Below are 24,150 nucleotides of genomic sequence, written 5' to 3'. Positions count from 1 at the left end.
ACAGCCCATCGTGGCCTACCGCGGTTTCCGACGGTATCGCCGTTCCGGTCGTTGTCCGGTAACCATGCGCACGCGTCGATCAGGTTGATTCTCCTGGCGACATGACTTGGGGCGGCCGACCCATCGACCGGCCATCACCGTTCGCTGACCCGCGACGGGTAAGACCTGAGCAGGGTCGCCGCTGCCCGCGCTCTGGTCGCGTCCATGGTCAGAGATCTGTAAGCGCTTGACGCCGTCGGCGCGTACCTGAGAACGACGCCTACTCTGAGCTGCACCGAGACAATCGATGGTGAAGACAACCGGGGTTGGCATGCCGCGTTAAGCGCGCTCCCCGCCCAAGAACCCGGCATTCGCACAACGGGCTCGCCCTCATCCTCGACCCCGGCCCGAACTGACCCACTATCGTTCGCCGCGCTGACCGACGGCGTCGAACTTGTCGTGATCGCCACCCTGATTCCCCGCCGAGGGCATCATCCCGTCGCTGCAACCACCGGCTCGATCACCCCATCTCCACGCCGACGATGCCGCCGGACGAGGTGGACCGCTCGGGTGATCATCGGCCCGTCCGGCCATCGATGCTGCCCGCTTCGGGTCTTCCGGCCCCGGCACCCGGTGCCGTATATCTGTCTGGTCGTCCTTTTTCGAGCCGCAGGCAGGGCAGGGCAAGCGTAGTGACCACAGTGATCTTCGTGCATGGCACCGGGGTACGCGAGAAGCGGTACGCGGATCTGTTCCGGCTGGTCCGGCGCAAGGCGGCCAAGCACTGGCCTGGCGTCACCGTCCTGCCGTGTTTCTGGGGTGACGTGCTGGGCGTGCCGCTCGACGCGGCCGCAGCGACGGTCCCGGATTACGACATCGCACGCGGCGGCGCGCTCCCGGTGGACGAGTGGCGCGATGAGCGGTGGATCCTCCTCGAGGCCGACCCGCTGTACGAGCTGCGCCTGCTGACCGCCGCATACGAAGACACTGGCGACAACGGGCTGCCCGGCGCCGGGCTGACCGCGCGCGACCGGCTGGACACATACCTGGGCTGGGCGGCGGCGCTGGACCGGCGGCCGCGCGTCGTCGAGATGCTGACCGGGCTCGACCTGACGCCACCGGTCCTGACCGCCGCGGTCCGGACGGTGTTCGACGCGCCGGTCGCCCGGGAGGCGATCGAGCTGATCGCCAGCAGCGACGGCGAGGGCGAACTGCGCGAGGCGCTAGCCCGGGCGGTCGTCGCCGCGCTGCTGGTGGCCGCCGACGCCGGCCTGCCGGGCTCGTTCCCGGCCGATGCGATCGGCCGGGACATGCTCACCTCGGCGGTGATCGACGGGCTGGATGGCGGCGACCTCGGTGCCGGGCAGACGCTGCTGCGGATCAGCGCCGAGCTGGTGCTCCGGATGGGGGTGGCGAAGGCGGTCGAACGCCGGCGCGGCCTGATCATGGACCGGGCCACCCCGTTCGGCGGCGACGTGCTGCGTTACCTCGCCCACGGCGAGCCGGTGCGGCGGTACATCGCCAAGACCGTGCAGTCGGTGACCGGGCCGGTGGTGCTGGTCAGCCACAGTCTTGGCGGCATCGCCAGCCTCGACCTCTTGCGCTTCGGCCTGGCCGAGGTCGACCTCCTGGTCACGGTCGGCTCACAGGGCTCATACCTGGGCAGCCTAGGCGCCCTGCCAAGCGAGTCGGCCGACGCGGCGCCGCTGCCCGCCTGGGTCAACGTGTACGACCCGCGGGACCTGCTGGCCTATCTGGCGGCTCCGGTGTTCGGCGCGGCCGTCGAGGACCTCCCGGTCCGCAGCGGGGCGCCGTTCCCGCGGGCGCACAGCGCGTACTTCTCGCTGGACGAGTTCTACACGGAGCTGTGGGATCGGTTTCCCCGGTGACCCCGGCGCGGACCCACGCCGTGGCGGTCGGCATCGACCGCAACGGCGTCCACGAGAACCGGTTCGGTCTGGCCGCCCAGGCCCTGCGATTCGCCCGGTGGCTGCACGGCCGTGGCGTGCCCAGGGCAAATGTCGTGCTGCTGACCTCGCCGCTGCTGGCCGACGCCGACGGGTTCGACAACCGGCTCGCCGACTTCGCCACCCTGAAAGCCGTGCTGCACCGGCAGGTGCTGGAGCTCGACGGCGACCTGCTCTGGCTGCACTGGGCCGGGCACGGTGCCGTCGACCGGGCCGGCCGTCGGCGCCTGATGCTCGCCGACGCGACTCACGACGACCTGCTCAACCTTGATCTAGACGAGCATCTAAACCTGTTCCGATCGGCACGGGCCCATCCGCTCTGGCGGCAGATCTTCACCATCGACGCCTGTCAGACCTTCCCGGACCGCCGGACCGGGGAACTGCCTGCGGGGCTGCCCGTACCACAGCACGGCCCGCCCACGGTGGATGTACGACAGGAGATCCTGTTCGCCTCGCCATACGGCAAGCGTGCGATCCACCGGGCCGAAGCCGGTGGCGGGGTCTTCACGGCCGCGCTGCTCGAGGCGCTGGACGAGGTGCCGGCCGGGGAGTGGCCGCCGGATGTCGGCCTACTGCCCGTCCGGATACGCGAGCACGCCGAGCTGATTGCACCGGACAGCCCTGGCGCCCACCGCCCGATTCAGCTGATCCACCAGGACGAGGACGGCAGCCGGAGCGAGACGCTCATCATGCCGCACCCGCCGGCCACCACGCTGGACGATGCCATACGGGCGGAGCTGGCCGCCTTGCTCGGACCGGCCGGCCCGGACGAGATCGTTGACGCGTTGTGGCGGGCGGTGGACGCCGTCGCGCCGATACCGGTGACCGACGCGCTCACCCTGCCGTCCGTCCTGGGCCGGTTGGACCAGTTGCCCAGCCGGCGGGGTGGCATCCCGCCGGCGCTGTCGTTCGCCGAGCACCTGGCTGCCTGCCTGCCGGACCCGGCACCGGTGCAAGCGCTGATCGATTCCCTCGCCGCCGACTCACAGGTGGCGCCGGAGGCAATTGGCCGGGTGCGCGCCGCCGCCTCCGCCCCGGTGGTCGAGACAGCCACCTTCGTCACCGTACGGGTGGAGCCCGCCGACGCCGGCGCGTACCGATTGACCGCGACGCTGGAACGCGACGGCGCCTCGCTGACCCTCCGGCACGACGACCCGGAGCCGTGCCCGGAGGCCGATATCCAGCAGCGGTGCGAACGGTTGGTGTCGGACGTCGGCCGGTTCCTGCCCCGGGTCGGCCGGGAGGCGCTGACCTTTGAGTTCTTGCTGCCCTGGCCGCTGCTCGACGCGGCGGTGCATCACTGGCGCCCGGCCGCCGACGGCGTGACCGGGGCCCGCCTCGGGCTGCGCGGCAAGGTTGTGATCCGCTCTCTGGACCGGCTCCGGTTCGGCGGCCTCGCCCTGCGCGACTGGCGCGACCGCTGGGCCCGGGTCGGCGCCGACGGCCGGGTCCTCTTTCTGCACCGCAGCACGACGCTGCCGGCGTACTACGACTCGGCCGACGACACCCATCTGGTCATCGACCGGCACGACGCCGGCCTTCTGGCCGACCGGTTCGCCGTCGCCGACGACGCGGTCTGCCTGGTGCTCTCCTACCCGTACGCGGCGACACCGGTCGACGGGCTGCTGATCGCCGTTGCCGCCGGACTGCCGGCGGCGGTGTGGTGCGCCGGCGACGACTCCAACGCGCTCAAGGTCGTCGTCGAGGACCTGCAGAAGACCGGCGACCTGGGTCGTCTGCCGGACCGGGTGTTCCAGGAGCGGCGGGCGGGCGGCGCCGACCTGACCGTGCTGTGGGACGACCCGGACCGCAACCGCGAACTGAACACCCCGCTGGCCGCTCCGGCCGTATCAGGAAGCAAGGTCGCATGACTGTCACGAGCGAAGAATCCGCCCCGGCGTGGTGGGTCTACCACGGCGACGGACGGGAACGGACGTGGGAGACCCTGGCGACCCCGCCGTGGCGCACGTTCGACGGCGTCGTGCCGCCCGGCCCGGTCGTCGCGATCCCGGCCGGTCCGGCGCGGCTGACCGAGCTGGCCGCCGCCTACCGGGCCGGGGTCCGCGAGGTCAGGCTGGTGAACGCCGCGATCCACCTGCGCCGGCCGCTGCTGGTGACCGGCCGCCCGGGCACCGGCAAGTCGATGCTGGCACACAGCATCGCCCGCGAGCTGGGCCTAGGCCGGGTGCTGCACTGGTCGATCACCAGCCGGTCCACCCTTGACGACGGGCTCTACCAGTACGACGCGGTCGGGCGGCTGCAGGAGGTAAACTTGCACCAGGCTGGCCGGTCCCGGCGTACCGCGCCGACCGTCGACATCGGCAGCTACCTGCGGCTCGGCCCGCTGGGCACCGCGCTGCTGCCGGCCGCGCAGCCGCGCGTACTGCTAATCGACGAGATCGACAAGGGTGACGTCGATCTGCCCAACGACCTGCTCAACGCGTTCGAGGAGGGCAGCTTCCGCATCCCGGAGCTGCTGCGCCTGCCGAATCCCGAGCGGCCGGTACGAGTGCTCACCGACGACGCCACCGGCCGGGTACCGGTCGTCGGCGGCACGGTCACCTGCCGCGAGTTCCCCATCGTCGTGCTGACCAGTAACGGTGAGCGCGACTTCCCGCCCGCGTTCGTCCGCCGCTGCATCCGGCTCGAACTGGAACCGCCGGACGGCCCCAAACTGGAGCGCATCGTGCAGGCGCACCTGCGCACCGTGTCACCGGGCGCCCGAGCGCTGATCAACCGGGTGCTGGAGATCCGCCGGCAGCGCCCGGACGCGCAACTCGCCGTGGACCAACTTCTCAACGCGATTCGGATGGAGGGCGACACCGACCACGGGACGGACGACGGCTGGAGCGATGTGCTGGACGCGCTGCTGCGGCCGCTGAACGACAGCAGCTCCGGATGACCGGCCCCGGCCCGGATCCGGTCGCCGAACTGCTGGCCGCCGCATACGCCGACGGCACCCTTACCCCGCGGGCGGTCGCCGAGGCGGTCTGGCTGATCGACCGGCTTTTCCCGGCGTCGGCGGGCGGTGCCGAGCCCACCGGGCGCCCGGATCCCGGCCCAGCGTCGCCGGTGCCGCCGGTGCCGGCCGGCGACGACGTATCGGCTGATCCGCCGCCGCTGTCGCCACGGGTTGTCCCGCCCCCGCCGGTGGCACCGCCGCCGGAACCGCGGCCCGGTGTCGCGGTCCGGCCCGCCACGTCCGAGACCGGCCGGCTGCAGCACCGCCCGGCCGCCCGCCCGGCCCTGGTCGGTGCCACCGCCATCGGCCGAGCCCTGCGCCCACTGCGCCGCCCGGTCCGGGCGCCCGGACCGGGCCGGCTCGACGAGCGGACCACCGCGCACCGCTCGGCTGAGGCGGGCACGCTTGTCCCGGTTTCCGTCCCGGCCGACGAGGACTGGCTGGAACTGGCCGTGGTCGTTGACACCGGCGTCTCGATGGCACTGTGGAAGCCCACGCTGACCGAGCTGGTCCGGACGTTGCGCGGTCATCCGGCGTTCCGGGACGTCCGGATCTGGAGCGTCGACGGGGACAGCACTCGTCCGCGGCTGCGCACCGGGCTGCAGGGTGGGCAGACCGGTGGCGACCGCAGCAGCGCCGAGCTCACCGACCCGACCGGGCGTCGCCTGATCCTCGTCGTCACCGACGGCACCGGCCGGCTGTGGCGTACCGAGGCCGCCGCGGCTGCGGTGCTGGACTGGGCCGCCCGCAGCCCGCTTGCGTTCGTCAACGTGCTTCCCGAACGCCTGTGGCACCGCTCGGCGCTGCCCGCCGTGCCGGTCGCCGCCTACCCGGCGCCGCCGCTCAGCGGCATGCTGGCTATCCGCCCGCTACGCCCCGGGCGGCCGGGCGGGACGCCCGGGCAGCGCCTCGTGCCCGTGGTCGAACTGGACGCCGCCGCGATCGGCCGCTGGGCCGCCACGGTGGCCGGTACCCGCTCCGGCCCCGGCCGGCTCGCTGCGGCGGCGCTGCCGGGCAGACCTGCGCCCGGCCCGGTGGAGCCGCCCGCTACGTCGGCGGTGGAGCTGGTGAAACGATTCCGGCTAACCGCCGCGCCGGCGGCCTTCGAGCTAGCCACCTTCCTCGCCGCCGCGCCGCTGACCGTCCCGGTGATGCGGCTGGTGCAGCGCAACCTGGTGCCCCGCTCGGGTCCCGCAGATCTCGCCGAGGTGTTCCTCTCCGGCCTGCTCGTAGCGGCGCCAGGCAGCGTCGGCGACGACCCGGACCGGATCGTGTACGACCTGGCCGTCGGCGCTCCTGGCGAGCCGACCGTCCGGGAGGAATTGCTGGCGAACCTTCCGCGCGCCGACGCCTTCCGGGTGCTCGACCTGCTCTCGCACAGCACCGGCGGCGAGGCCGAGACCTTCGGCGGCAGCCTGGACTTCCGCAGCCTGTTGCCGGACCGGGCCGGCGGGCCGACGGCGCCACCGGAGAGCCGGCCGTTCGCCGAGGTCGTGGTGGCGGTGCTGAACGGACTCGGCGGCGGGTACCAGGACCTCGCCGACGACATCGCTGCCGCACCCTCCGAGCCGGCCCGCGGTCGATCGGCCGCGCCGGTCAGCGGACGACCGGTCGTGGCCGCGCTTTCCGTTACCGGCCAGGTGCTAGTGGGCTACCGCGACGGCGGACTGCGTGTCTTCGACCCGACCGGTGCCGTCACGGTGCGCGCCCTCTCGCTGCGGCCGCAGGTGCCCGCTGTTGCCGTGGCGGCGCTGACCCTCGGCGAACGGGATGTGTGGGCCGCGGTGTGGTCGGACGGCGTCCTACAGGTCTGGGATCTCCCTACCGGCGCGCGACTCACGCCCCCGCCCAGCCTGCGCAGGCCGGTGACGGCCGCCGTGCTCGGTTCGCATCGAGGGCGCGCGGTGGCCGTCACTTCCGATCCCGCCGGCTTGTTGCAGGTGTCGGCCCTCGACAGCCCCGAAGACCCGCCGCAGACGGTGGCGGTGGCCGAGCCGGCGCGGACGCTGCATCTGTCGACGAACCGGGTGCTCGCGGTGGGGGTGGACGGGGGACTGCGCGAGTACCCATTGCCGGATTCACCGGGCGTCCAGCGGCACGCCCTGCTCATCGGCATCGGCCACTACGAGGAAGGCGCGGATCTGCCGGATCTGCCGTTCGCCGGGGAGCGGATCCGTGCGGTCGCGGCGGCGCTCCGGCGGCTCGGGTACACCTGCTTCATCCCGGAGCGATCGGAGCTGATGACGGCGGCCGGCATCGACCACGTAATCACCCAGGCGGTCGACCGGCTCGGCCCGGGTGACTCGTTGATCGTCCACCTTTTGGGTCATGCCCGCATCGCCGGCGATGGCTCGCTCCGGCTGATTGGTGCGGACGGTTCGGACCACATGTCGGCCGCCTCGCCAAGATGGCGGAAGCTGATCGCCGACGAGTCGCGTTCACCGCACACCCTCTTCCTCAGCGATCTGTGCCTCGCCGGACCGTCCCGGTTGCCCTTGCGATCTTCCTTCATCAGCGGGATCCCGGAACTCGCCTCGGCCTATGGCGAGGACGCCTTCGACGGCAGATTCAGCAGAGCGGTGGCCGGCATACTGCACCGGATCGCCGACGGAGACCTTGATCTCGATCCGGCCATGCCTTACGTACCGCTGACCACGGTTGCTCGAATGCTTCGGCAATGGGGGTTAGAAATCTACTCGGTCATGACGGATACCCGAGTCGAAGCGCCGTTCTTCCCCAATCGGCGCCCGTCCCGGCAGCCGGGCGGCGCGCATCCGGCACCGGACCCGGCACTCGACGCGAACCACTTCGTCCGGTCGGCCTCGGGGTGGCGAGAGCCGGGCTTCTTCATAGGCCGCCGAGCCGAGCTCGAGCAGCTCGACGACTGGCTGAACGGGCAGGAACCGATCGGCTCGGTCCTGGTCAACGGTCCACTAGGCAGCGGCAAATCGGCGTTGCTGGTGCAGGTGGTCCGGGCGAACTTCCCGACGCTGCGCGACGCGGCGACCGGAGCCGCGCGGACACCGGCGCCGGGCACCGGGCCGGCGATGGTGCACGCCCGCGGACGCACCGTCTCGGAGATCGCCGTCCGGCTCGGCCGTCAACTCGGGCATCCGGTCGACGGGCCCCGGCCGCTGCTCGACGCGCTCGCCGCGCGGATCGCGCCGGCGGCCGTCATCCTGGACGCGCTGGACGAGGCCGATCACCCGGTCGAGCTGCAGGAGTTCCTGCTGTCGCTGATGTCGATCCATCTCGCCGACGGCCGACCGGCCTGTCGCGTCCTGATCTCTACCCGCCCCTCGGCCAGCTTTGATCCGCTGCGGCGGGCCGTCGATCGCCTTGTCGATCTGACCGCCGCCACACCGGCGGATCTCCACGCGTACCTTAATCTTCTGGCCGCCGAGCTGATGACGGGCTACGAGGAACCCGAGATCTCCGAGTGGATCCGGACCCTTCCCTTCCGGGGTGACGAGTTCCTGCTCGCCCGCTGGTTCGTCGAATCGCTCGGTGGTGTGCTGCCGCCAGCGTCGTACCGGCCGCCGGTGACCCTTGCGGACATGCTCGAGCTGAGCCTGACCAGCCGTGCCGCGTCTGGGCGCACCCTGCTGGCGATCCTCGCGAATGCAAGAGGCGACGGTATGCCCCGCGCCACTCTGCGCCGCGCGTTGTCCGTCCTGGAACCTGGCTCCCCGTTCACCGACCCCCTTACCGACTCGTATGTGCAGATCTCCCCGGACGGCAACTACCTGCCGTCGCACCAGGCGTTGACCGACCATCTGCGACGTGACATCACCGCCGCGAATCTCTTCTCCGCTCTCCTGCCTCGCACCGGTGGGCTCTCCACCGGCCCGGTGCGGTGGGATATTGCCGAGCCGTACCTACTCAGGTACGCAATGGACCACGCCCTCGATGCCGGCCGTGCCGACGAGCTGTGGCTGGACCTTGACTTCGTGGTGCGCGCAGATCGCCGCGCGGTGACCGCGGGTGATCCGGCGCAGCTGCGGTCGGCCGACGCGCGAGCCATCGCGATCGCCTGCCGGTCGGTCGACGATTGGAGTCATCTGAGCGTGACGCAAAGGGCCGAGGCTCTGCGCGTGGCGCTGGGGACGACGCTCGAGGACTCCGGCGTCAGCCGGCAACTGCACCGGCTGGCCGTCGCGCCCGAACTCGGGCCCAGCGTGAACCCGGCGGTCACCCTCGCCCCGGCCGGCGCGGTCACCCAGGCAGTCTCGGTACGAGGCGGGCCGTCGGCGACCGTGTCGATCCGTACCGACGGCCGGCTGCGGCTGCACTCGCCGGACGGCGACGTCGACTTCACCGTCACGCCGCTAGATCAGCCGGCCCACCTGGCCGCCACGGCCCGAATGGTCGTGACCGTGGACCATGACGGCACCCTGCGCGCCTGGGACACCGGCTCCATTCGCCAGCTGCTCACGATCCGTACAGGGACCGAACCGATCGAGGTCGTTGCCGCGGCCGAGATCGGTGGCGTGCCCAGCGCGCTGACCGTGGCCGCGGACTGGACGGCCAAGCTCTGGGACCTGAACACCGGCCGCCTGTCCGCAACCTTTGCCGCGTCGCCGCGATCGGAGACGAACACGGGCCTCCGCATCCTGGGCGTCCACGGGGCATGGAACGCCAACCAGTCCTCGACCGTCCTGACCGAGCGCTGGTCGTCTGCCTTGCGTGCAGCCCACCCGGGCCTGACCGCCGAGCTGCTGGTCCCGTATCTGGGCGATCTTCTCCGCGGAGCGGCCGACGAGCCGGAGCCGGCGCAGCGGCCGGTGACGATCGGCGCTTCGCAGCCGCTGGCCGACATGGCCGAGGAGATCGCGACGGCGATGCGGCAGCCCAGCTCGGTCACCGAACCGCTGCGCCGGATGACCTCGTTCCTCGCCGAACGCTTCGGCACCGTCACCTCGCGCGCGATCTCCTCGATGCTCACGGAACTTACTCGCTACCTGAGCCGCCCGGACGTCCGCCGCGCGGTGCGCCGGCGTCTCACCGACGAACTGCGCCGGTACCGGCCGAACGTGGTGATCGCCCACTCGATCGGCACGGTGATGGCGTACGAGGCGCTCTGGGAGGCCTCGGACGTCCCGGTCGAGCTGTTTGTCACGCTCGGGTCACCGCTGGGGTTGAGCAGTGTGATGTCCGCGCTCGACCCGGCACCGGTCGACGGCCGGGGCGCGCGACCGCCCGGGGTCCGCAGCTGGGCGAATCTCGCCGAAGCCGGTGACGTCATCGCGGTCCCGCGGAACCTGAGCAGGCTGTTTGACGGCATCGACCGGGACGACGAGGTGCACCTGCCCGGGCTCGACTTCCACCGAGTGTCGGCGTACCTGTCGACGCCGCAGCTCGGCACCCTGCTCACGATCCGGCAGGACCGCTAGGGGATCGTGTCGGGTGGCGGAGGTACAGGTTCGGCGTGCGGCACGTCCTCCTCGCCGACGCCGGCCGGGGCGGCGGCGCCGGACGCGCGGGCGGAAACGGTGGCGGGCATGCTGCCCGGCCGGCTCCGCCAATTGCAATGGACCGGGATGCTTGGCCTCGCCCCGTGGCAACGGCCCAGTCGCACGAGCCGGACCGCTCGATCCACGCCGCGATGCTCGCCGGCCACCTCCCCCAGATTCCCCGGGCCGCGAGAGCAAGACTCTCGCCGGATCTGGTCGACTGAGAAACACCAGCGCCACTGCCCTTCTCACTCAAACTGATCTTCCCAGCTCACCGCCGCCGTCCTAGATCAGATCCATTGAGAGCGCACACTGGAGGGGTGCTGCCTGTCCTCACGTACCAGCAGTGGCAGGTCGAGACGGTGCTGCTCGACCGGGGAACCGGTCTTCGCGAATGAATCGAGGTGCGGCACGGCGATACCAGCTGGCACGTGCCGACGGTCGCGGACCGCGACCGGCTGCTGCGCGAACACGGTCTGTCTCCCGGCGCGCTGCGCGAGGTCGACACCATCGACGACGGGTGCGAGTGATGGCCACTGCCGCGGCCCGGCCGGTTGCCGAGGGGATCGCTTCGATGCTCGCCGCCGGCGGTGACCTGCCGGCCGGGCCCGGATGGGTGTACGAGTTCAAGTACGACGGTGTGCGGGCGCTGACCTACGCCGGCGCGGGCGTGCGGGTGTTCTCCCGCAACGGCAACGACATCACCCGCACGTATCCGGAGCTGGCCGAGTGCGCCACCCGGCTGGTCGGGCGCTGCGCGGTGCTGGACGGCGAGATCGTCGCGCTCGAGCACGACCGCCTTACCTTCGCCCGCCTGCAGCAGCGGATGCACGTCTCGGCGCCGGCACCGTCCCTGGTCGCCGCCGTGCCGGTGCGGTACTACGTGTTCGACCTGCTCGGCCTTGATGGCCAGGACCTCACGGCGCGGCCGTACGCACAGCGCCGGGATCTGCTCGCCGGTCTGCGCCTGTCGGCGAGCACGTGACGGTGCCGGCTCATTTCGTCGACGTCAACGGGCGCACGGTGCTGCAGGCCGCGAAGATCGCCGGGCTGGAAGGTGTGGTCGCCAAACGGTTGGACGCGCCCTACCGGCCGGGCCGGCGCTCGACTGGACGAAAGTGCCGCTGACCAAGACGCAGGAAGTCATCGTCGTCGGCTGGACCGCCGGCGAGGGCCGCCGGGCCGGGACGATCGGCTCGTTGCTGCTGGCCGTCTTCGACGAGCGTGACCGGCTGATGTACGCCGGTCACGTCGGCACGGGCTTCACCGACCTGGCGCCGCGCCGGCTGCGCGACGAACTCGGCACGCTGGCCCGCGCCACCCCGCCGGTAGCCGATGCGCCGCGCGAGCATGCCCGGCACGCGCATTGGGTCGAGCCTGTGCTGGTCGGTGAGGTGGTCTTCCGCAGCTGGACGGCCGATCACCGCCTGCGGCACGCCGCCTGGCGCAGTTTGCGCCGTGACCGGTCCCCGCCTCGGTACGACAGGCCCCTGAGCCGCTCCTCCCGCCGGCGCAGGGCACCGTCGTGGGTGCGATGCAGACACCGGATGCCGCGTGGCGGGTCGAGGTCGTGCGCCGCGGCGACGAGGACTTCCTCCGGCTGATCCACGGCGACAGCGTCGTCGGCGGGCTGTCGGCGACGAACTGCGACCCCAAGCGACTTCACCGGCCAGCGTCGAGGGCACCTCATTCCGTCAGCGAACGTGAGCGCCCGATGTCTGTGGGTTTTCTGCGCCGCGTGCGCGATCCGGCGACGATTGATGTCGCTGAGTATGAGCGCCACCTGAGTCACGTTCGCCAAGATGACCCATGTGCGCCAGGCGTTGCGGAACCGATAGCTTGCGGTGGTCGCGGAAGAAAACTCGTGCCGATATGGTGTTTACATTACGACGTAGCCTGGCTCCATGACGTCCTCCGTCTCGGGGCCCTCGCCCGCACCGGCCGGCATCCTGGTTATCCACGGCGGCGCCGGCCTCGACGACCACGCCCGTGCGCAGGCAGCCCGCTGGGCCACGCGGTACATGCCTGCGACATGTACGGCCCCCGGTGTCGCCGGCGACCGTGAACGAGTGATGGCCAAGGTCGCCGCCTTACGCGACGATCCCGCCCGGCTGAACCGGCGCGCGTCGGCCGGGCTCGACGTGCTTCGCAGCCACGCCGGACCGGATGCCCCCGTGGCCGCGGTCGGATACTGCTTCGGCGGCCTGGCCGCGCTGACCATGGCCCGGCAGGCCGCCCCGATCGTGGCAGCGGTCAGCATCCACGGCGGTCTGGCCACGGTGTCACCGGCCACCCCCGGCTCGGTCTCGGCCCGGCTGCTGGTCTGTCACGGCGCCGCCGACCCTCACGTACCGTTCGCGCAGGTCGAAGGCTTCTCGGACGAGATGGAGGCGGCTGGGGCCGATTGGCAGCTGATCATGTATGGCGGTGCCCAGCATGGCTTCACCCACACACACGCTCGGCCGGGCGAAACCCCGGGCGTCGCTTACGACGAGGTCGCCGACACGCGGTCCTTCGCCGCGGCGGCCGACTTCCTGGCCACCGCATTCACCGACGCCGCAGCCGACGCTCAGTAGTGCAAGGATCCGGTCGAGAGACTGTGGAGGCGTTCGAACGGCGGTGGGCGACAAGGTCGCCAAGCCGATACGCAGTCGCCCTTCGATGGCGACCGCTGGCGCCGACACTCACCGACCCGAGCCCAAAGCCGAACCAGGCGGCGCTGAAGCTGTGTAACAACCGGCGCTCACTCCCACCGACACAGTCACGCCGATCAGCGCATCCTGCATCCGTTCCTTCCTCCCCGAACGGACCTCAAGTGGGACCGGGTTTCACCGATCAGTCGTGGGTCAGTGCGCAGCACCTATCGGGGCTTGAGGGGATCGCATGAAGAACGTTCTCGTCGCTGTCGCGACGGCGGCCGTGGCCAGTGTGGGGTTCGTCGGTGCCGCTGTCCCGGCACAAGCCCAATCGGCCGCACCCGCTCCGGCCGCGTCCGGTACGGGCACGGTGCACGGCGGGGACACTGAGGTCCGGGCCGCCGCGATCGCACGGGAGCTGATCCTGACGCCCCGCGGTATCGGCGACTCTCCCTGCAAGAACGGAACTCTGAGTTACGTCATCTCGCTGGCCGCCTTGCCGAACGTGGCTCGATCGATGGTGTTCACGGTCGCCGTACCCGGCCGTGGCACCGTCACCTTCGACGACCTTGAGGTTAACCACGACGGTGGTGAGGCGTGGTACTCGGCGTGCGTGTCCAAGGCCGGCTACAAGGTCATCGCCCGGTCCAAGCGCCTCAAGGTCACCGGCAAGGACTACGAAACCGGACGTAAGGTCACACCGCGCACCGTCAGGGTTAACGTCGCCGAGTGCTGACAAGCCGGTTCCCGACTCGCCGGCAAGCAACCAAGCAGCAAACACCGCCGACTGATATCGTCCCTCAGTAGAACAGATGTTCGAGCCAGCTGGTGTCCCCGCGAAGGCACCAGCCCGTCCAGCGAACGGCCGCGTCCTCCCCCGCGTGCACCACCGAGGGGAGGACGCCGTGGCGGCACGCCGCGCCTGGGCCGGTGCCATCCAGTCCCCCGCCGACGTGCGCCGCATCCTCGCCGGCGTCAACGCCGCCGGGCTCGAACGCGCGAACACCACCGCCCTGGCCCACGCCGTGCAACCGGCGGAGGAGTTCGAGCTCGCCCCGGACGCGTCGAAGCTTCTGCCCTGCCCACCCGGGCTGGCGCCACTGCTGCCGTGGCCGGGTCTGCGCCGCGGCGCCACCATCACCGTCACCGGCTCCACCAGCGTGCTGATGCACACCCTCGCCGCCGCGATGCGCGACGGCGCGTGGGCGGCCGTGGTCGGGATGCCGGCATTCAGCCCGCTCGCCGCGCACGAACTCGGTGTACCCCTCGACCGGCTCGCCCTCATCCCCGAGCCGGGCCCGGACTGGCCCACCATCGTCGGGGCGCTGATCGACGGCGTCGACCTGGTCGTCGTCGCCTGCCCTGTACCGGTCGAGGGTGTCGTGCGGTCGTTGCAGGCCCGGGCCCGGCAGCGCGGCACTGTGCTCATTCCCACCAGCGTGTGGCCCGGCGTGGACGTCGCTATCACCGCCGGCGGGCGCACCTGGGACGGGCTCGGCGACGGCAACGGCCGGCTGAAACGGCAAACCCTTCAGCTGCAGGCCACCGGGCGGGGCAGGGCGGCCCGGCCACGCACGACCACGCTGCAGCTGGGCGAGCCCGGCAAGCCGCTGCGGATCCCTCCCCCGCCGCCCGGCCTGTACGACGAGCCGCTTCGGCATGATGCGCCGCTGTGGCAGCACGTGCAACCCAACGACCCGCCGGAAGACGCCTGGACCGGCCTCGAAACCGCGCTGCCGCGGCCGGGCAAACGCCGCCGCATGGCTGCGACATAAGTGCGACAACGAGCTGGGAGCCTCGACGAAACCGAGTGGAGGCTTCCGTGTACAACTCCGACGACCCCAGCCAGCCCTGCACCGTCCGCGACATGGTCGCTGACTTTGATTTGCGGCTGGGACGACCAGACGAGCACCGTCCGGGCCAGTGACGACTACGACAACATCGCCCACCGCGTCCTGACCGTCCTGGACCTGCCCGCCGACACCCCGCCCGACGTGACCACGGTCAGCAGGTGGGCGCTGATCCGCAGCTAGTTACACGGTGGTAGCTCACCTCCGAACCGTATGACGAAGCGGTAGACGACACGCGCCTAGGCCCGCCTACACCGGGTCACCCGGGTTCGGATGATTGCGACCTGCGGCAGCTCGAGTGTGCTGTGACCTGGATGGTCAGCGGTCAGGAACAGCGCCGCGCACGATGATCTTCCGTTACGAGCGATGATCGACCTGTAGCTGCCGCAATGACCCGCTGAACTCGCGCCGCTCGAGTGGTCCATATTGTCGGCCGGCCGCCGCGTGGTAGGCGGGTGACTACTCCGACCGGATGGGTCACACGGGCCGGATGCCGAGTTTCTGCAGGGCTACCTCGGCGGCTGCCAGGTCTTGCGCGCCCAGCCCGGCGAGGGTCGCGACGGTGATGTCGCCGGCGCTGGTGCGGGCGGGTGTGGTGCCCGCCAGGACGTCTCCGAGTTCCCCGGCGATGTCGTCGAGGGCGTATCGGCCGGCACGAATGGCACGGTGGACTTCGCCGGTGTCGCGGGCGGTGTCCCGGGCGTCGACGTAAACGCGGGCGCGCCGCAGGACGGTGGCGTCGAGTTCGCATTTGGTGGCGTCGTCGGCGCCGATCGCGGTGATGTGCTGCCCGGGGCGTAGCCAGTCGCCGTGGATGAGCGGTTCGCGAGCCTGGGTGGTGGTCAGGATGACGTCAGCGCGGCGTGCGGCGGGCCCGAGGTCGGGCACCACTTCGATGTCGACATGGGGTAGGACCGGCGCGAGCCGGGCCGTCAAGGTGGCGGCCTTGTCCGGGTCACGTGCCCAGACCAGCAGTTTGCGGTAGGGCCGTTCCCGGTGCAGTGCCAGTGGCTGCCAGTAGGCCTGGACACCGGAGCCGGCCACCAGGGCGGTGTCCACCCGGTTGGGAGCCAACGCCCGGGCGACCACGGCGCCGGCCGCGGCGGTGCGAATGTCGGAGAGGTAGTGCTCGTCCTCGAGCAAGGCCAGGGTGTGCCCGGTGCGGCTGTCGAACACGGCGACGAACCCGCCTTGCGGGCGTTGCTCAGCGACGTTGGCGGCGAACCACGGCGACACCTTGATGATGTAGATCGGGCATCCGCGCACCGTGCCGCTCTTGACGTAGACGTCGCCGGCCTCGGGCCGTCCGGCGGGGAACATCACGATCAGCCCGCTGTCGGCGTGTCCGGCGCTGGCGGCCTGGAAGACTCGGGCGACGGGTTCGATCAGGTCGGGGAAATGCACGGCGGCGCGCAGCTGCGCTGCGGTCACCATGGTGGCGGCGTTCACCGGTGTCTACCTCCTGCTGGCTGGTTGGCGGCGGGGCGTCGGTTGCTCTGCACCTTCCCTGTCACGGTGGTACGTGCAGGCTTCCCGAGCCGACGAAAGCGACCGGGCCGCCGACCAGCACCGTCTCCGCGCCGTCCGCGGCGCCCCGCGCCTGGATCGTCAGGATGCTGGGGCGCCCGGTGAACCGCCCCTGCCGCAGGTCGAACTGCCGGCCGGTGGCATCTAAGCCATGCCGCTGCCGGTAGGCGCCGATGGTGCCGGCCGCGCTGCCGGTAGCGATGTCCTCAACGACACCATCGTTGGTCCAGTGCCGGATTTCGAGCCGGCTCTCGTCGAACAGAACCGCGAAGTCGGCGCCGGCAGCACGCACAAGCGGGGTGATGTCGTAGGCAATGCGGGCCTTGGCGAGCACGTGAGGGCGTACCGGCACGATCAGATACCGCAGGCCGGTACTCACCACTTCCACCGGCAGGCTCTGGTTTAGGTCACCCTCGTCGAGGCCGAAGGCGTGCGCCACGGCTCCCCGGTCGGCGACGGTGCCGAGGAACTGGGGCCTGCCCTGGTCGAGCACGGCGCGCCAGCCCCGCCCGGTCCGCCGGGTGGTGAGCTGTACCGTCCTGTCGGGCAACTCGATGTGCCAGGTCCGCACGCTCGTGTCGCAGGATCGCCCCGCGGCCGCGGCGCGGTGCAGGACAGCGGCCGCGCCGAGCAGCGGGTGACCGGCGAAGGGCAGCTCGGTGGACAGGTCGAACACCCGCGCCCGCCACGTCTGCTCCTGTGACGTGGGCTGCAGGAAGATCGCCTCGAAGTGCCGCAGCTCCTGCGTCACCCGCAACATCTGCCGGGCGGTCAGGCCGTCGGTTGTGCAGAACACCGGCAGGCTGTTGCCCTGGAACGGCTCGGTGGCGAAGACATCCACGTGGGTGTAGTCCAGCAGCGTCACAGCACGCCCCGCAGATCCTCGACGAACGCGGCGATCCGGGCCTCGTCGCGCCGGTAGAAGGTCCACCCCTTCTTGCGGGTCGCCACCAGGAATCCCGCGTCGGCCAGGACGCTGAGGTGCCGGGACGTCGTTGACGCCGCCAGGTCGAGCTTGTCGCGTAGGAAGTCGGCGCACACACCGTCCTCGACGAGATCACCGTCGACCTGGGCGGGAAAATGCGCGACCGGGTCCTTCAGCCACGCCAGCACCTGCAGCCGGATCGGACTGGCGAGCGCCTTCAACGCCGGCACAGCCCCCGCCGCCCCTTCGCTAGTTCGCATAAAAGCGAACCGTAGGCGGTGCGTCCGAGGCCGTCAAGTGGTAACGGCTGCGCGGCCCTGACCGGCAACCCTCGCTCGTCGGTTCGCAAGCGCTCCAACAAGAGCTGCCGCCCTTCGTGCACCTCAACCGATCTGCCGCTATCGTCGGAATGAGAACATGCGTTCGAACAGCTGGCGTTCCCGCGAAGACGCTCGCCTGCAGGCACCGCCGCGCCCTTCCCCCGTGGCCGCGCACCGTGGGGAGGAAGACCATGGCCGCACGCCGCGCCTGGGCCGGCGCCATCCGGTCCCCCGCCGACGTGCGCCGCATCCTCGCCGACGTCAACGCCGAAGGTCTCGAGAAGGCCAACACCACCGCGCTCGCCCACGCCGTCCAGCCGGCGGAAGAGGTCGAGCTCGCCCCGGACGCGTCCCGGCTGCTGCCGGCCCCGCCCGACCTGGCGTCGCTGCTGCCCTGGCCCGGCCTGCGGCGCGGCGCCACGATCGCCGTCACCGGCACCACCTCGACGCTGATGCGTACGCTCGCCGCGGGCATGAAGGACGGGGCGTGGGCGGCGGTCGTCGGGATGCCCGCCTTCAACGCTTTGGCCGCGTACGAGCTCGGCGTGCCTGTCGACCGGCTCGCGCTGGTCGCTGACCCGGGCCCGGACTGGTTTACCGCCGTTGCCGCGCTCATCGACGGCGTCGGCCTGGTCGTGGTGGCGATGCCGGAGGCGGCGGAGAAGACGGTGCGGTTGCTGCAGGCCCGCGCCCGGCAGCGCGGCAGCGTCCTGATCCTCACCCACCCGTGGCCCGGCAGTGATGTGGTCATCACCGCCACCCGGCGCCGCTGGGCCGGCCTCGGGGCCGGCCGGGGTCGGCTCAAACAGCTCACCGTCCAGCTCACCGCCGGCGGTCGAGGCAAGGCGGCCCGGCCCCGCACCGCCACCGTCACCTTCGGCGAACTCGCGCCGTTGCGGATTCCTCCCCCACCGCCCGGCCTCTACCCCAACCGCCCGGGCGGGCTGAAGTCGCCGCTGTGGCAGCACATCACCCCCAACGACCCGCCGACAGACGCCTGGACCGGCCTCGAGACCGCGCTGCCGCGGCACCGGAAGCGGCGCTTCGGGCCGGGCACCACCCTGTCGGCGGCCTCAAAGCAGCTCCCAAAGCGCGCTGTAAGTGACACGGGTGCATCTCCGGCGACCGGTGAACAGCCTGAGCATTCCGCCGTACCGTCGAACCCGTGAAGATCCTCGGCGCGATGCAAAACCCCGACGGCAGTTGGCGGGTCGAAGTCGTGCAGCGCGGCGCGAAAGTCGGCTACCGGCTGCTGCGCGACGGTGAACTCGAGCACGAGTACATGGCGATCGGCACCGTCGAACACATCCTGCGGCACGCCGGCGTCGACATGGCCGAGCTCGAACTGACCGAACCGTGGCAGCCGCTCGCCGGGCCGGGCGCGGCCTGACCGATCGGCCAACCAGCACCAGCCGCGTTGCTGCCCTCATTGCGCTGTCGGAAACGGCACGATGGGTCGCCTGCGTACCACATTGACCGCCGCGGCCCTATTCAGCACGCTTCTCCTTGCCGGATGCGGCGAGGAGCAACCTGACAACGGCGCCGACACGGCCGCGGCCACCACAGCCGCCGCAACGACCCCGCCCGCCGCGCCCTTTCTGCCGTCAAGCGCCGCGCCGCCGCCCAGCAGCGCGCCCGCCGAGACGACAGCTGCCGGCGTCGACATGAAACTCAGCACCGAGCAGCCGCTGACGGACTGGGACGGCGACCTACGGGTCACCGTGCTCGGCTACCGCCAGCCCGTCGCGACGAGCGCCCCACGACCTGAGCAGAACGGCTACGAGTACGGGTCGCTGATGGTCAAGGTCTGCAATGCCGATGACCACACCCAGACCGTCAACACGACACCGTTTCGCCTGGTGTACGCCGACGACACAGAAATCGAGTCAGCGAGCCACACCTACGACTCGTTCCCGAAGCCCGAGTTCCCATTGGGTGACCACTCGCTGGCGGCCGGCCGTTGCGTTAAGGGATCGATCGTGTTCGTCACGCCGAGGAAGCAGAAACCGAAAGAGGCGTCATACGTCGTGGATGCGTTCGCCGACGACGACAACCCGCTCGAGATGAACGACGGCTCGGTCTACTACTGGACGGTGCGCTGACGCGGTCACGTCTACTCGCCAAGAGATGCCCGGTTCGGCGCCGTAGCCGGTCGCAGATGCCTCACCCCCCGGCAGGCACCCGAGCTATCACGTCCCGGGCCGGCTATTCGGTCAGCCCAAGGCGGCGGCGACACCGTCCGGGTAGGTCCAGCCCGCCCAATCGGCCGGGTCCGAGTCCGCGGCCGGCGCCCCACCGGAGGTGACCCGCAGCAACACGGTCTGCCCAGCCACGCGCAGCTCGAGGGCGCACGGCCCCGACCCGACGCCCTCGATGGCGACGACCCGCCACTGCCAGCCCTCCGGCTTAGTGAGCTCAAGCAGGTCGGTGAGCATCCGCAGCACGTACCGAACTCGGGGCTTGTAGTCGCCGAGGGCGTCGGGCAGGTCGGCCGGTTGCGCCGCGGTGCGTTCTTTGACGGGCCAGATGAACGCTTTCGCCCCGGATTGGTAGACGATGCCGACGGCCTGTTCGCCGGCGAACGTGTACCGGTACACGTCGGCGATGTCCGGGTGCTGGGCTGCGCGGATGAGTGTTTCGATGGCGTCCAGGACAGATCCGACGGTCATGATCGTCAGGGTACGTCCCGCGCCGAGCGGAGCACCGCATTGAACGCGGCGAACTCCTCGTCGTCGATCGCGTCGCGCGGCGCCGGCTGCTCAACGCCGTAGCCATGCCGCAGCACCACAGCACCGTCGTCCAGCAGGTCGTCGACTTCCACATCCCGGTACGGGGTGGGCTGTCCCGCGCTCACCCAGTTGTCTCGGTCCCAGCCGTGCGTCATCGACTGCTTGACGAGGACGCGGGTGTCGATCGCAACCACGCTGCCCTTGGGAAGGTCAGCGGCCTTCATTCCCTTCACTCCACTCCTGCCTTCTCGGACAGCCACTTCTCGCCGGCCCCGGTCAACCGGTAGTGATCGCTTGACCCGTTGGTTCGCAGGTGGAAGGTGTCGTTGATTCTGATCATTCAGGTGATGTTGGGAGTGGCTGCGGCCCAGGATAGTGGCGGCAACCGTCAGAGATGGGTGACCCGGTGGCTGAGGAAGTCATGGATGTACTTGCGCTCGAGTACGCCGAGCGGCAGTTGATCGTCGTGCAGCGCGACGAGGAGATCTCGGTGCACCGTCGCCGGCGCGACGCCACTTCCGCCGCGGATCAAAGTCTCGCCTCGACCGTCGGCAACGGTTTGAAGAAGGCCGCCAAGCTCTCCCCTCTCCTCCTTGCACTTCCGGTGGTGCCTTTGGCCGCTGTTGGCGTAGCGGTGGCTACCGGCGCAGCGGTGGTGTGGAAACAATCGTCGTCGGCTGGGTCAGCTGCAGATCGTCTCCTTCGGCTCCGCAACGCGGAGATGACCGGTCTCCAACTGCCGCTGGGGCATCCACTGTTCGACACGGTTTACGTCGGGCATCCGGCCCGACCGGCCGCGTACTATCCGCTCGCCGACTTCCACCGGCGTGCCTTCGAGCACAAGTTCAGTGAGGCCTTACGGCTGGTGACCGGCCTCGGCGCGACAACCATCAAGGTTTCCGCAGTGCAGGGCTGGGGCCAGGAGTTCTCGGCCGGCCTGCGGGTGGATCTGCCGACTACGGGAGGCGTCGGCGCCAAAGTGAGCTCGGATGAATCCGGTAATCGTGAGTTTTTGTACTCCGCGGAGCTTGATGGGACCACAGAGCCGGTCGTCCCGCCAGACCTGGTCTGGTACCCGCATGAGGACGCCTGGCAGGAGATCGCCCGGCAGCGCATCGAGCATGGGCTCCGGTCGTTCGAGCTGCACGTGACCTACCAGGACGACTTCTCGGTGACCAGCGAAGTAGCCGTAGAGGTGTCGAAGGCCAACCTTAAACTCGGCGGCGATTTCCAGCGGCAGCAGTCAACCATCTGGGCGATTAACGGAACGTTCGCGCGCTGAACCGGCGCGTCACAGCCACGACCGGCGGAGCGACTGGATACACGAACCACAGCGTCACCGTTTCGAATGCGCCCGGGCTTCCCCGGCTAGCGAGCTAGCTGGCGACTGGATACGTGACCGGCACCGTCGACGACGAACGATTCAGGCCAAGCATGGCCCAGACACGGTGAGGCACCCGCAGCACAGCTCTCTTAACCTCAACCGGGGACGACAATGGCGTATCGCTCCCCGGGGCTGGGTCAGAGGTCAGTCCCCCAGCGCTTCACCCTTCGGAATTCAACGCCTGCTGCATGAAGCGAGAAGGACCGGGCTGGACCGAAACCACTCCTAGTCACGGCTGAGCCGGCCAGCGGCGAACCGGGCGTGCCGGGCACGCTCGCCTGGGCCATGGGCTTATATGCACGGCGTTGGGCTTGGATGACGCCATGGTCACTTCGGTGACCAATCAAGATTAATCTGGGCGACGACTTCTGCGTGGACGTTCTGGTCGGTCAACTCCGACGCCCGTTAGCCGTGCTTGGCGCCGAGTGCGGCCCACGCAAACTCCTCAGATGCGGCGAACATCATGGCCTTGAGCAGCGCACTTTCAGCTTCCGTGGATGTCGTCGGGCGGCGCAGAATTGCCGTCTGCATATGTCGCTGCAGATCATTGGATTCGGCGGAGAACGCCTCGCTGGCGAAGATAGTCCGCCCGCGCCAAGCTTCCCGCGATCAAGAGGCTTCAGCCGGGTATCGGGCAGATGCAGGAACGGGTCGCGCCATGGGTCAGCGCGCGCGCCCAACGGCGGGTGAAGCACTCGTCATCCGCATCCACCACGACGCGGCGGCACGGTGTGCGGGCGTGCCCGCGAAGGTGGCTACGGCGTAGAGCAAACAGACAACACCGAACACTGCCAACGGCACATCGAACGAGATCACCACGTGCGCCTGGATAGCAAGCACGACCGCGGCAGCGATCAACGCGAGCCCGATGACGGCCAACGCGGAGCTGCCTAGCAGGCCCGGTTCGGCCAACGTGATCTCGGCGGTCAGAGAAATCACAACGAAGGCAGCCACCAAAATTCCGGCAGCAGGTTCGAACACGGCGTCGAACAGCAACGGAACAACGCCGATTGACGCAGCAGCTGCTATGACCACCACCGTTGATGTCACGTTCGAGCGGCTGCGGATCCCAAGCGCTGCAGCCACGCACAGCACGGCATACACCGCCGCGCCGCCAATCAGCACCGCCCAGCCGCTACCCAGCAGCACCGAACAGAGGTAGACCAGGCACGCTCCCGACAGCGTCGCACACGCGGCTGTCATGAAGACCGGCCTGCTGGTCACCGCCCCTGTGGACGTCGCCACCATCGCCGCACCGGCGCCGAACATGCAGATCCCTACGGGCGGGTCGTCGGACGTGACGGCCCACCCGATGACAAGCAGAACGACACCGGCGCCGACCAGCATGACGCCGGCGAGGATCCGCGCTGCAAAATGCGTGTCCTTAGGTATGAGAAGAGCTCCAGCAAGCAGCACGGCAGACACGTAGGCGGCCCACGTGCTTAACGGGTCGGTCAGGACCAGAGCGCCGGGGGCCACGGACAACGACGCCGTCATCATCGTCAACATAGCTGGCTGAACAATCGGAGCCTCCTCCGGAAGCCGATGTAGCCACGCCGCTAGCCGACCGACAGAACCAGCGATCGCCGCCGCACCCACGACTGTCCACTGGTAATCGTTCGACAACACGTTGATCACCAGACCGCCCGCTACGGCGGTCAGCACCGTCCCGCTCCACCGGGTCCGCCAGTCGGCCGGCGATGCATGCAGTCCGTAACTGTCCGACGATGCTGTGCCCATAACTTCAGTCTTGCCGCCACCGTCAACGCCGCGAAGACCCGCTCGACGCGAATCAAGTTCGCGTCAGTTATAGGCCTCGACACATCGCCACGCGCGGACCTGCCCGAGCCTCCCTGCGGCAACCTCATAGACGTCAGCACAGACTCCAGCCGCCTCTCTGCGCATCGGGGACGACACGCGCGGGCTGTGGCGACTCAGGCTAGATTCACGTGGTCCGATGGACTGATTCCACCCGTCGGCCAGGAGGGCATATGCCACAGGATGCGTCCGCCGACTGGTGGGACATCGGCAGTTTCTGGGTGTCGATCATCGCTCTGCTTGTCAGCATCGTCGTCGGCACCGCCGCCGTCTGGGTCTCCTATCGGATGTCGGTCCCCCGCCGAAGACTCGTCATCGCGCATTCCACTCAACCGCTCCCCGACTTTCGCAGGAACCCGAGACGCTTAGGCAGAGGCGTTCGTGTGTCCGGCCTCCACCTGGTCGAGATGACCATTGGCAACGATGGCCGTCGGTCAATCCCCGGCAACCTCTTCGACCAAGGCAGGCCCATCGTCGTTGACGTCGCAGCCCCGATCATCGGCACCTGGTGCGACACTCGGCGCGCCCCGAGCAGGCGCCGACTTCAACACACCGAAGAGGCACTCAGCCCGGGCGTGAATACTCACGGCCACCACAAGC

21 protein-coding genes are annotated in these 24,150 nt (G+C 70.0%); 15 read left to right on the top strand and 6 right to left on the bottom strand.

Translation table 11 applies throughout. The features are described 5' to 3' along the window. The first annotated feature begins 689 nt into the window (after positions 1-689). The 10 genes from ACSNN8_RS25435 (at position 690) to ACSNN8_RS25390 (ending at position 15,030) form a co-directional block, all read left to right on the top strand. Positions 690-1,868, top strand: coding sequence for a hypothetical protein (locus ACSNN8_RS25435; RefSeq protein ID WP_436652064.1), 1,179 nt, complete (start codon positions 690-692; stop codon positions 1,866-1,868). Continuing rightward, positions 1,865-3,817, top strand: coding sequence for a hypothetical protein (locus ACSNN8_RS25430; RefSeq protein WP_436652063.1), 1,953 nt, complete (start codon positions 1,865-1,867; stop codon positions 3,815-3,817). The genes ACSNN8_RS25435 and ACSNN8_RS25430 overlap by 4 nt, the downstream gene beginning before the upstream one ends. Further along, entirely contained in the window at positions 3,814-4,848 is a 1,035-nt protein-coding gene (locus ACSNN8_RS25425) for an AAA family ATPase (RefSeq protein WP_436652062.1), read from the top strand. Before ACSNN8_RS25430 ends, ACSNN8_RS25425 begins: the two co-directional genes overlap by 4 nt. Next, entirely contained in the window at positions 4,845-10,301 is a 5,457-nt protein-coding gene (locus ACSNN8_RS25420; protein ID WP_436652061.1) for an SAV_2336 N-terminal domain-related protein, read from the top strand. The genes ACSNN8_RS25425 and ACSNN8_RS25420 overlap by 4 nt, the downstream gene beginning before the upstream one ends. Before the next feature lie 589 nt (positions 10,302-10,890). After that, the gene (locus tag ACSNN8_RS25415; RefSeq protein ID WP_436652060.1) at positions 10,891-11,346 is read left to right on the top strand and encodes an ATP-dependent DNA ligase; all 456 of its coding nucleotides are present in this window, start codon (positions 10,891-10,893) and stop codon (positions 11,344-11,346) included. Positions 11,347-11,479: 133 nt separating this feature from the next. Further along, positions 11,480-11,965, top strand: coding sequence for a hypothetical protein (locus ACSNN8_RS25410; RefSeq protein WP_436652059.1), 486 nt, complete (start codon positions 11,480-11,482; stop codon positions 11,963-11,965). Between the two features lie 300 nt (positions 11,966-12,265). Next, positions 12,266-12,937, top strand: a complete 672-nt coding sequence (locus ACSNN8_RS25405; RefSeq protein WP_436652058.1) for a dienelactone hydrolase family protein — start codon at positions 12,266-12,268, stop codon at positions 12,935-12,937. 307 nt (positions 12,938-13,244) lie between these two features. Further along, entirely contained in the window at positions 13,245-13,733 is a 489-nt protein-coding gene (locus ACSNN8_RS25400) for a hypothetical protein (RefSeq protein ID WP_436652057.1), read from the top strand. A 169-nt stretch (positions 13,734-13,902) separates the two neighbouring features. Next, positions 13,903-14,772 (top strand): hypothetical protein, encoded by an 870-nt coding sequence (locus ACSNN8_RS25395; RefSeq protein WP_436652056.1) that lies wholly within the window; start codon positions 13,903-13,905, stop codon positions 14,770-14,772. 105 nt (positions 14,773-14,877) lie between these two features. Next, positions 14,878-15,030, top strand: a complete 153-nt coding sequence (locus ACSNN8_RS25390) for a hypothetical protein (RefSeq protein WP_436652055.1) — start codon at positions 14,878-14,880, stop codon at positions 15,028-15,030. Positions 15,031-15,324: 294 nt separating this feature from the next. Here the strand turns inward: ACSNN8_RS25390 and ACSNN8_RS25385 are convergent, their stop codons facing one another. From ACSNN8_RS25385 to ACSNN8_RS25375, 3 genes are all read right to left on the bottom strand, one after another. Next, positions 15,325-16,296 carry an ornithine cyclodeaminase family protein gene (locus ACSNN8_RS25385; RefSeq protein WP_436652054.1) on the bottom strand — a complete coding sequence of 324 codons (972 nt, stop codon included), beginning with the start codon at positions 16,294-16,296 and terminating at the stop codon, positions 15,325-15,327. A 61-nt stretch (positions 16,297-16,357) separates the two neighbouring features. Beyond that, on the bottom strand, positions 16,358-17,239 hold the full coding sequence (locus ACSNN8_RS25380) for a PhzF family phenazine biosynthesis protein (RefSeq protein ID WP_436652053.1): 882 nt from the start codon (positions 17,237-17,239) through the stop codon (positions 16,358-16,360). Beyond that, positions 17,236-17,559, bottom strand: a complete 324-nt coding sequence (locus ACSNN8_RS25375; RefSeq protein ID WP_436652052.1) for an ArsR/SmtB family transcription factor — start codon at positions 17,557-17,559, stop codon at positions 17,236-17,238. The genes ACSNN8_RS25380 and ACSNN8_RS25375 overlap by 4 nt, the downstream gene beginning before the upstream one ends. Before the next feature lie 251 nt (positions 17,560-17,810). On the opposite strand from ACSNN8_RS25375, the gene ACSNN8_RS25370 reads away from it, so the two are divergent. From ACSNN8_RS25370 to ACSNN8_RS25360, 3 genes are all read left to right on the top strand, one after another. Continuing rightward, positions 17,811-18,788, top strand: a complete 978-nt coding sequence (locus ACSNN8_RS25370; RefSeq protein ID WP_436652051.1) for a hypothetical protein — start codon at positions 17,811-17,813, stop codon at positions 18,786-18,788. Then, complete coding sequence (locus ACSNN8_RS25365; RefSeq protein ID WP_436652050.1) at positions 18,785-19,009, top strand: hypothetical protein; 225 nt, start codon at positions 18,785-18,787, stop codon at positions 19,007-19,009. The genes ACSNN8_RS25370 and ACSNN8_RS25365 overlap by 4 nt, the downstream gene beginning before the upstream one ends. 61 nt (positions 19,010-19,070) lie before the next feature. Then, positions 19,071-19,721, top strand: a complete 651-nt coding sequence (locus ACSNN8_RS25360) for a DUF4352 domain-containing protein (RefSeq protein ID WP_436652049.1) — start codon at positions 19,071-19,073, stop codon at positions 19,719-19,721. A 111-nt stretch (positions 19,722-19,832) separates the two neighbouring features. On the opposite strand, the gene ACSNN8_RS25355 is transcribed toward ACSNN8_RS25360, so the two are convergent. Both ACSNN8_RS25355 and ACSNN8_RS25350 read right to left on the bottom strand, forming a co-directional pair. Beyond that, positions 19,833-20,288, bottom strand: coding sequence for a hypothetical protein (locus ACSNN8_RS25355; protein ID WP_436652048.1), 456 nt, complete (start codon positions 20,286-20,288; stop codon positions 19,833-19,835). Positions 20,289-20,293: 5 nt separating this feature from the next. Beyond that, the gene (locus ACSNN8_RS25350; protein ID WP_436652047.1) at positions 20,294-20,572 is read right to left on the bottom strand and encodes a hypothetical protein; all 279 of its coding nucleotides are present in this window, start codon (positions 20,570-20,572) and stop codon (positions 20,294-20,296) included. 182 nt (positions 20,573-20,754) lie between these two features. Here ACSNN8_RS25350 and ACSNN8_RS25345 point away from each other — a divergent pair, with 182 nt between their 5' ends. Continuing rightward, a complete protein-coding gene (locus tag ACSNN8_RS25345; protein WP_436652046.1) occupies positions 20,755-21,630 on the top strand; it encodes a hypothetical protein in 876 nt (291 codons plus the stop codon). A gap of 765 nt (positions 21,631-22,395) precedes the next feature. Here ACSNN8_RS25345 and ACSNN8_RS25340 read toward each other — a convergent pair. Next, positions 22,396-23,397 (bottom strand): hypothetical protein, encoded by a 1,002-nt coding sequence (locus tag ACSNN8_RS25340; RefSeq protein WP_436652045.1) that lies wholly within the window; start codon positions 23,395-23,397, stop codon positions 22,396-22,398. Positions 23,398-23,723: 326 nt separating this feature from the next. Here ACSNN8_RS25340 and ACSNN8_RS25335 point away from each other — a divergent pair. After that, positions 23,724-24,150, top strand: a 427-nt coding sequence (locus ACSNN8_RS25335) for a hypothetical protein (RefSeq protein ID WP_436652044.1), incomplete at its 3' end; no start/stop codon positions are given.

The sequence above is a fragment of the Actinoplanes sp. URMC 104 genome, from assembly GCF_051386375.1.
In the GTDB taxonomy this organism is placed as follows: domain Bacteria; phylum Actinomycetota; class Actinomycetes; order Mycobacteriales; family Micromonosporaceae; genus Actinoplanes.
This window is presented reverse-complemented; position numbering and strand designations above follow the sequence as displayed.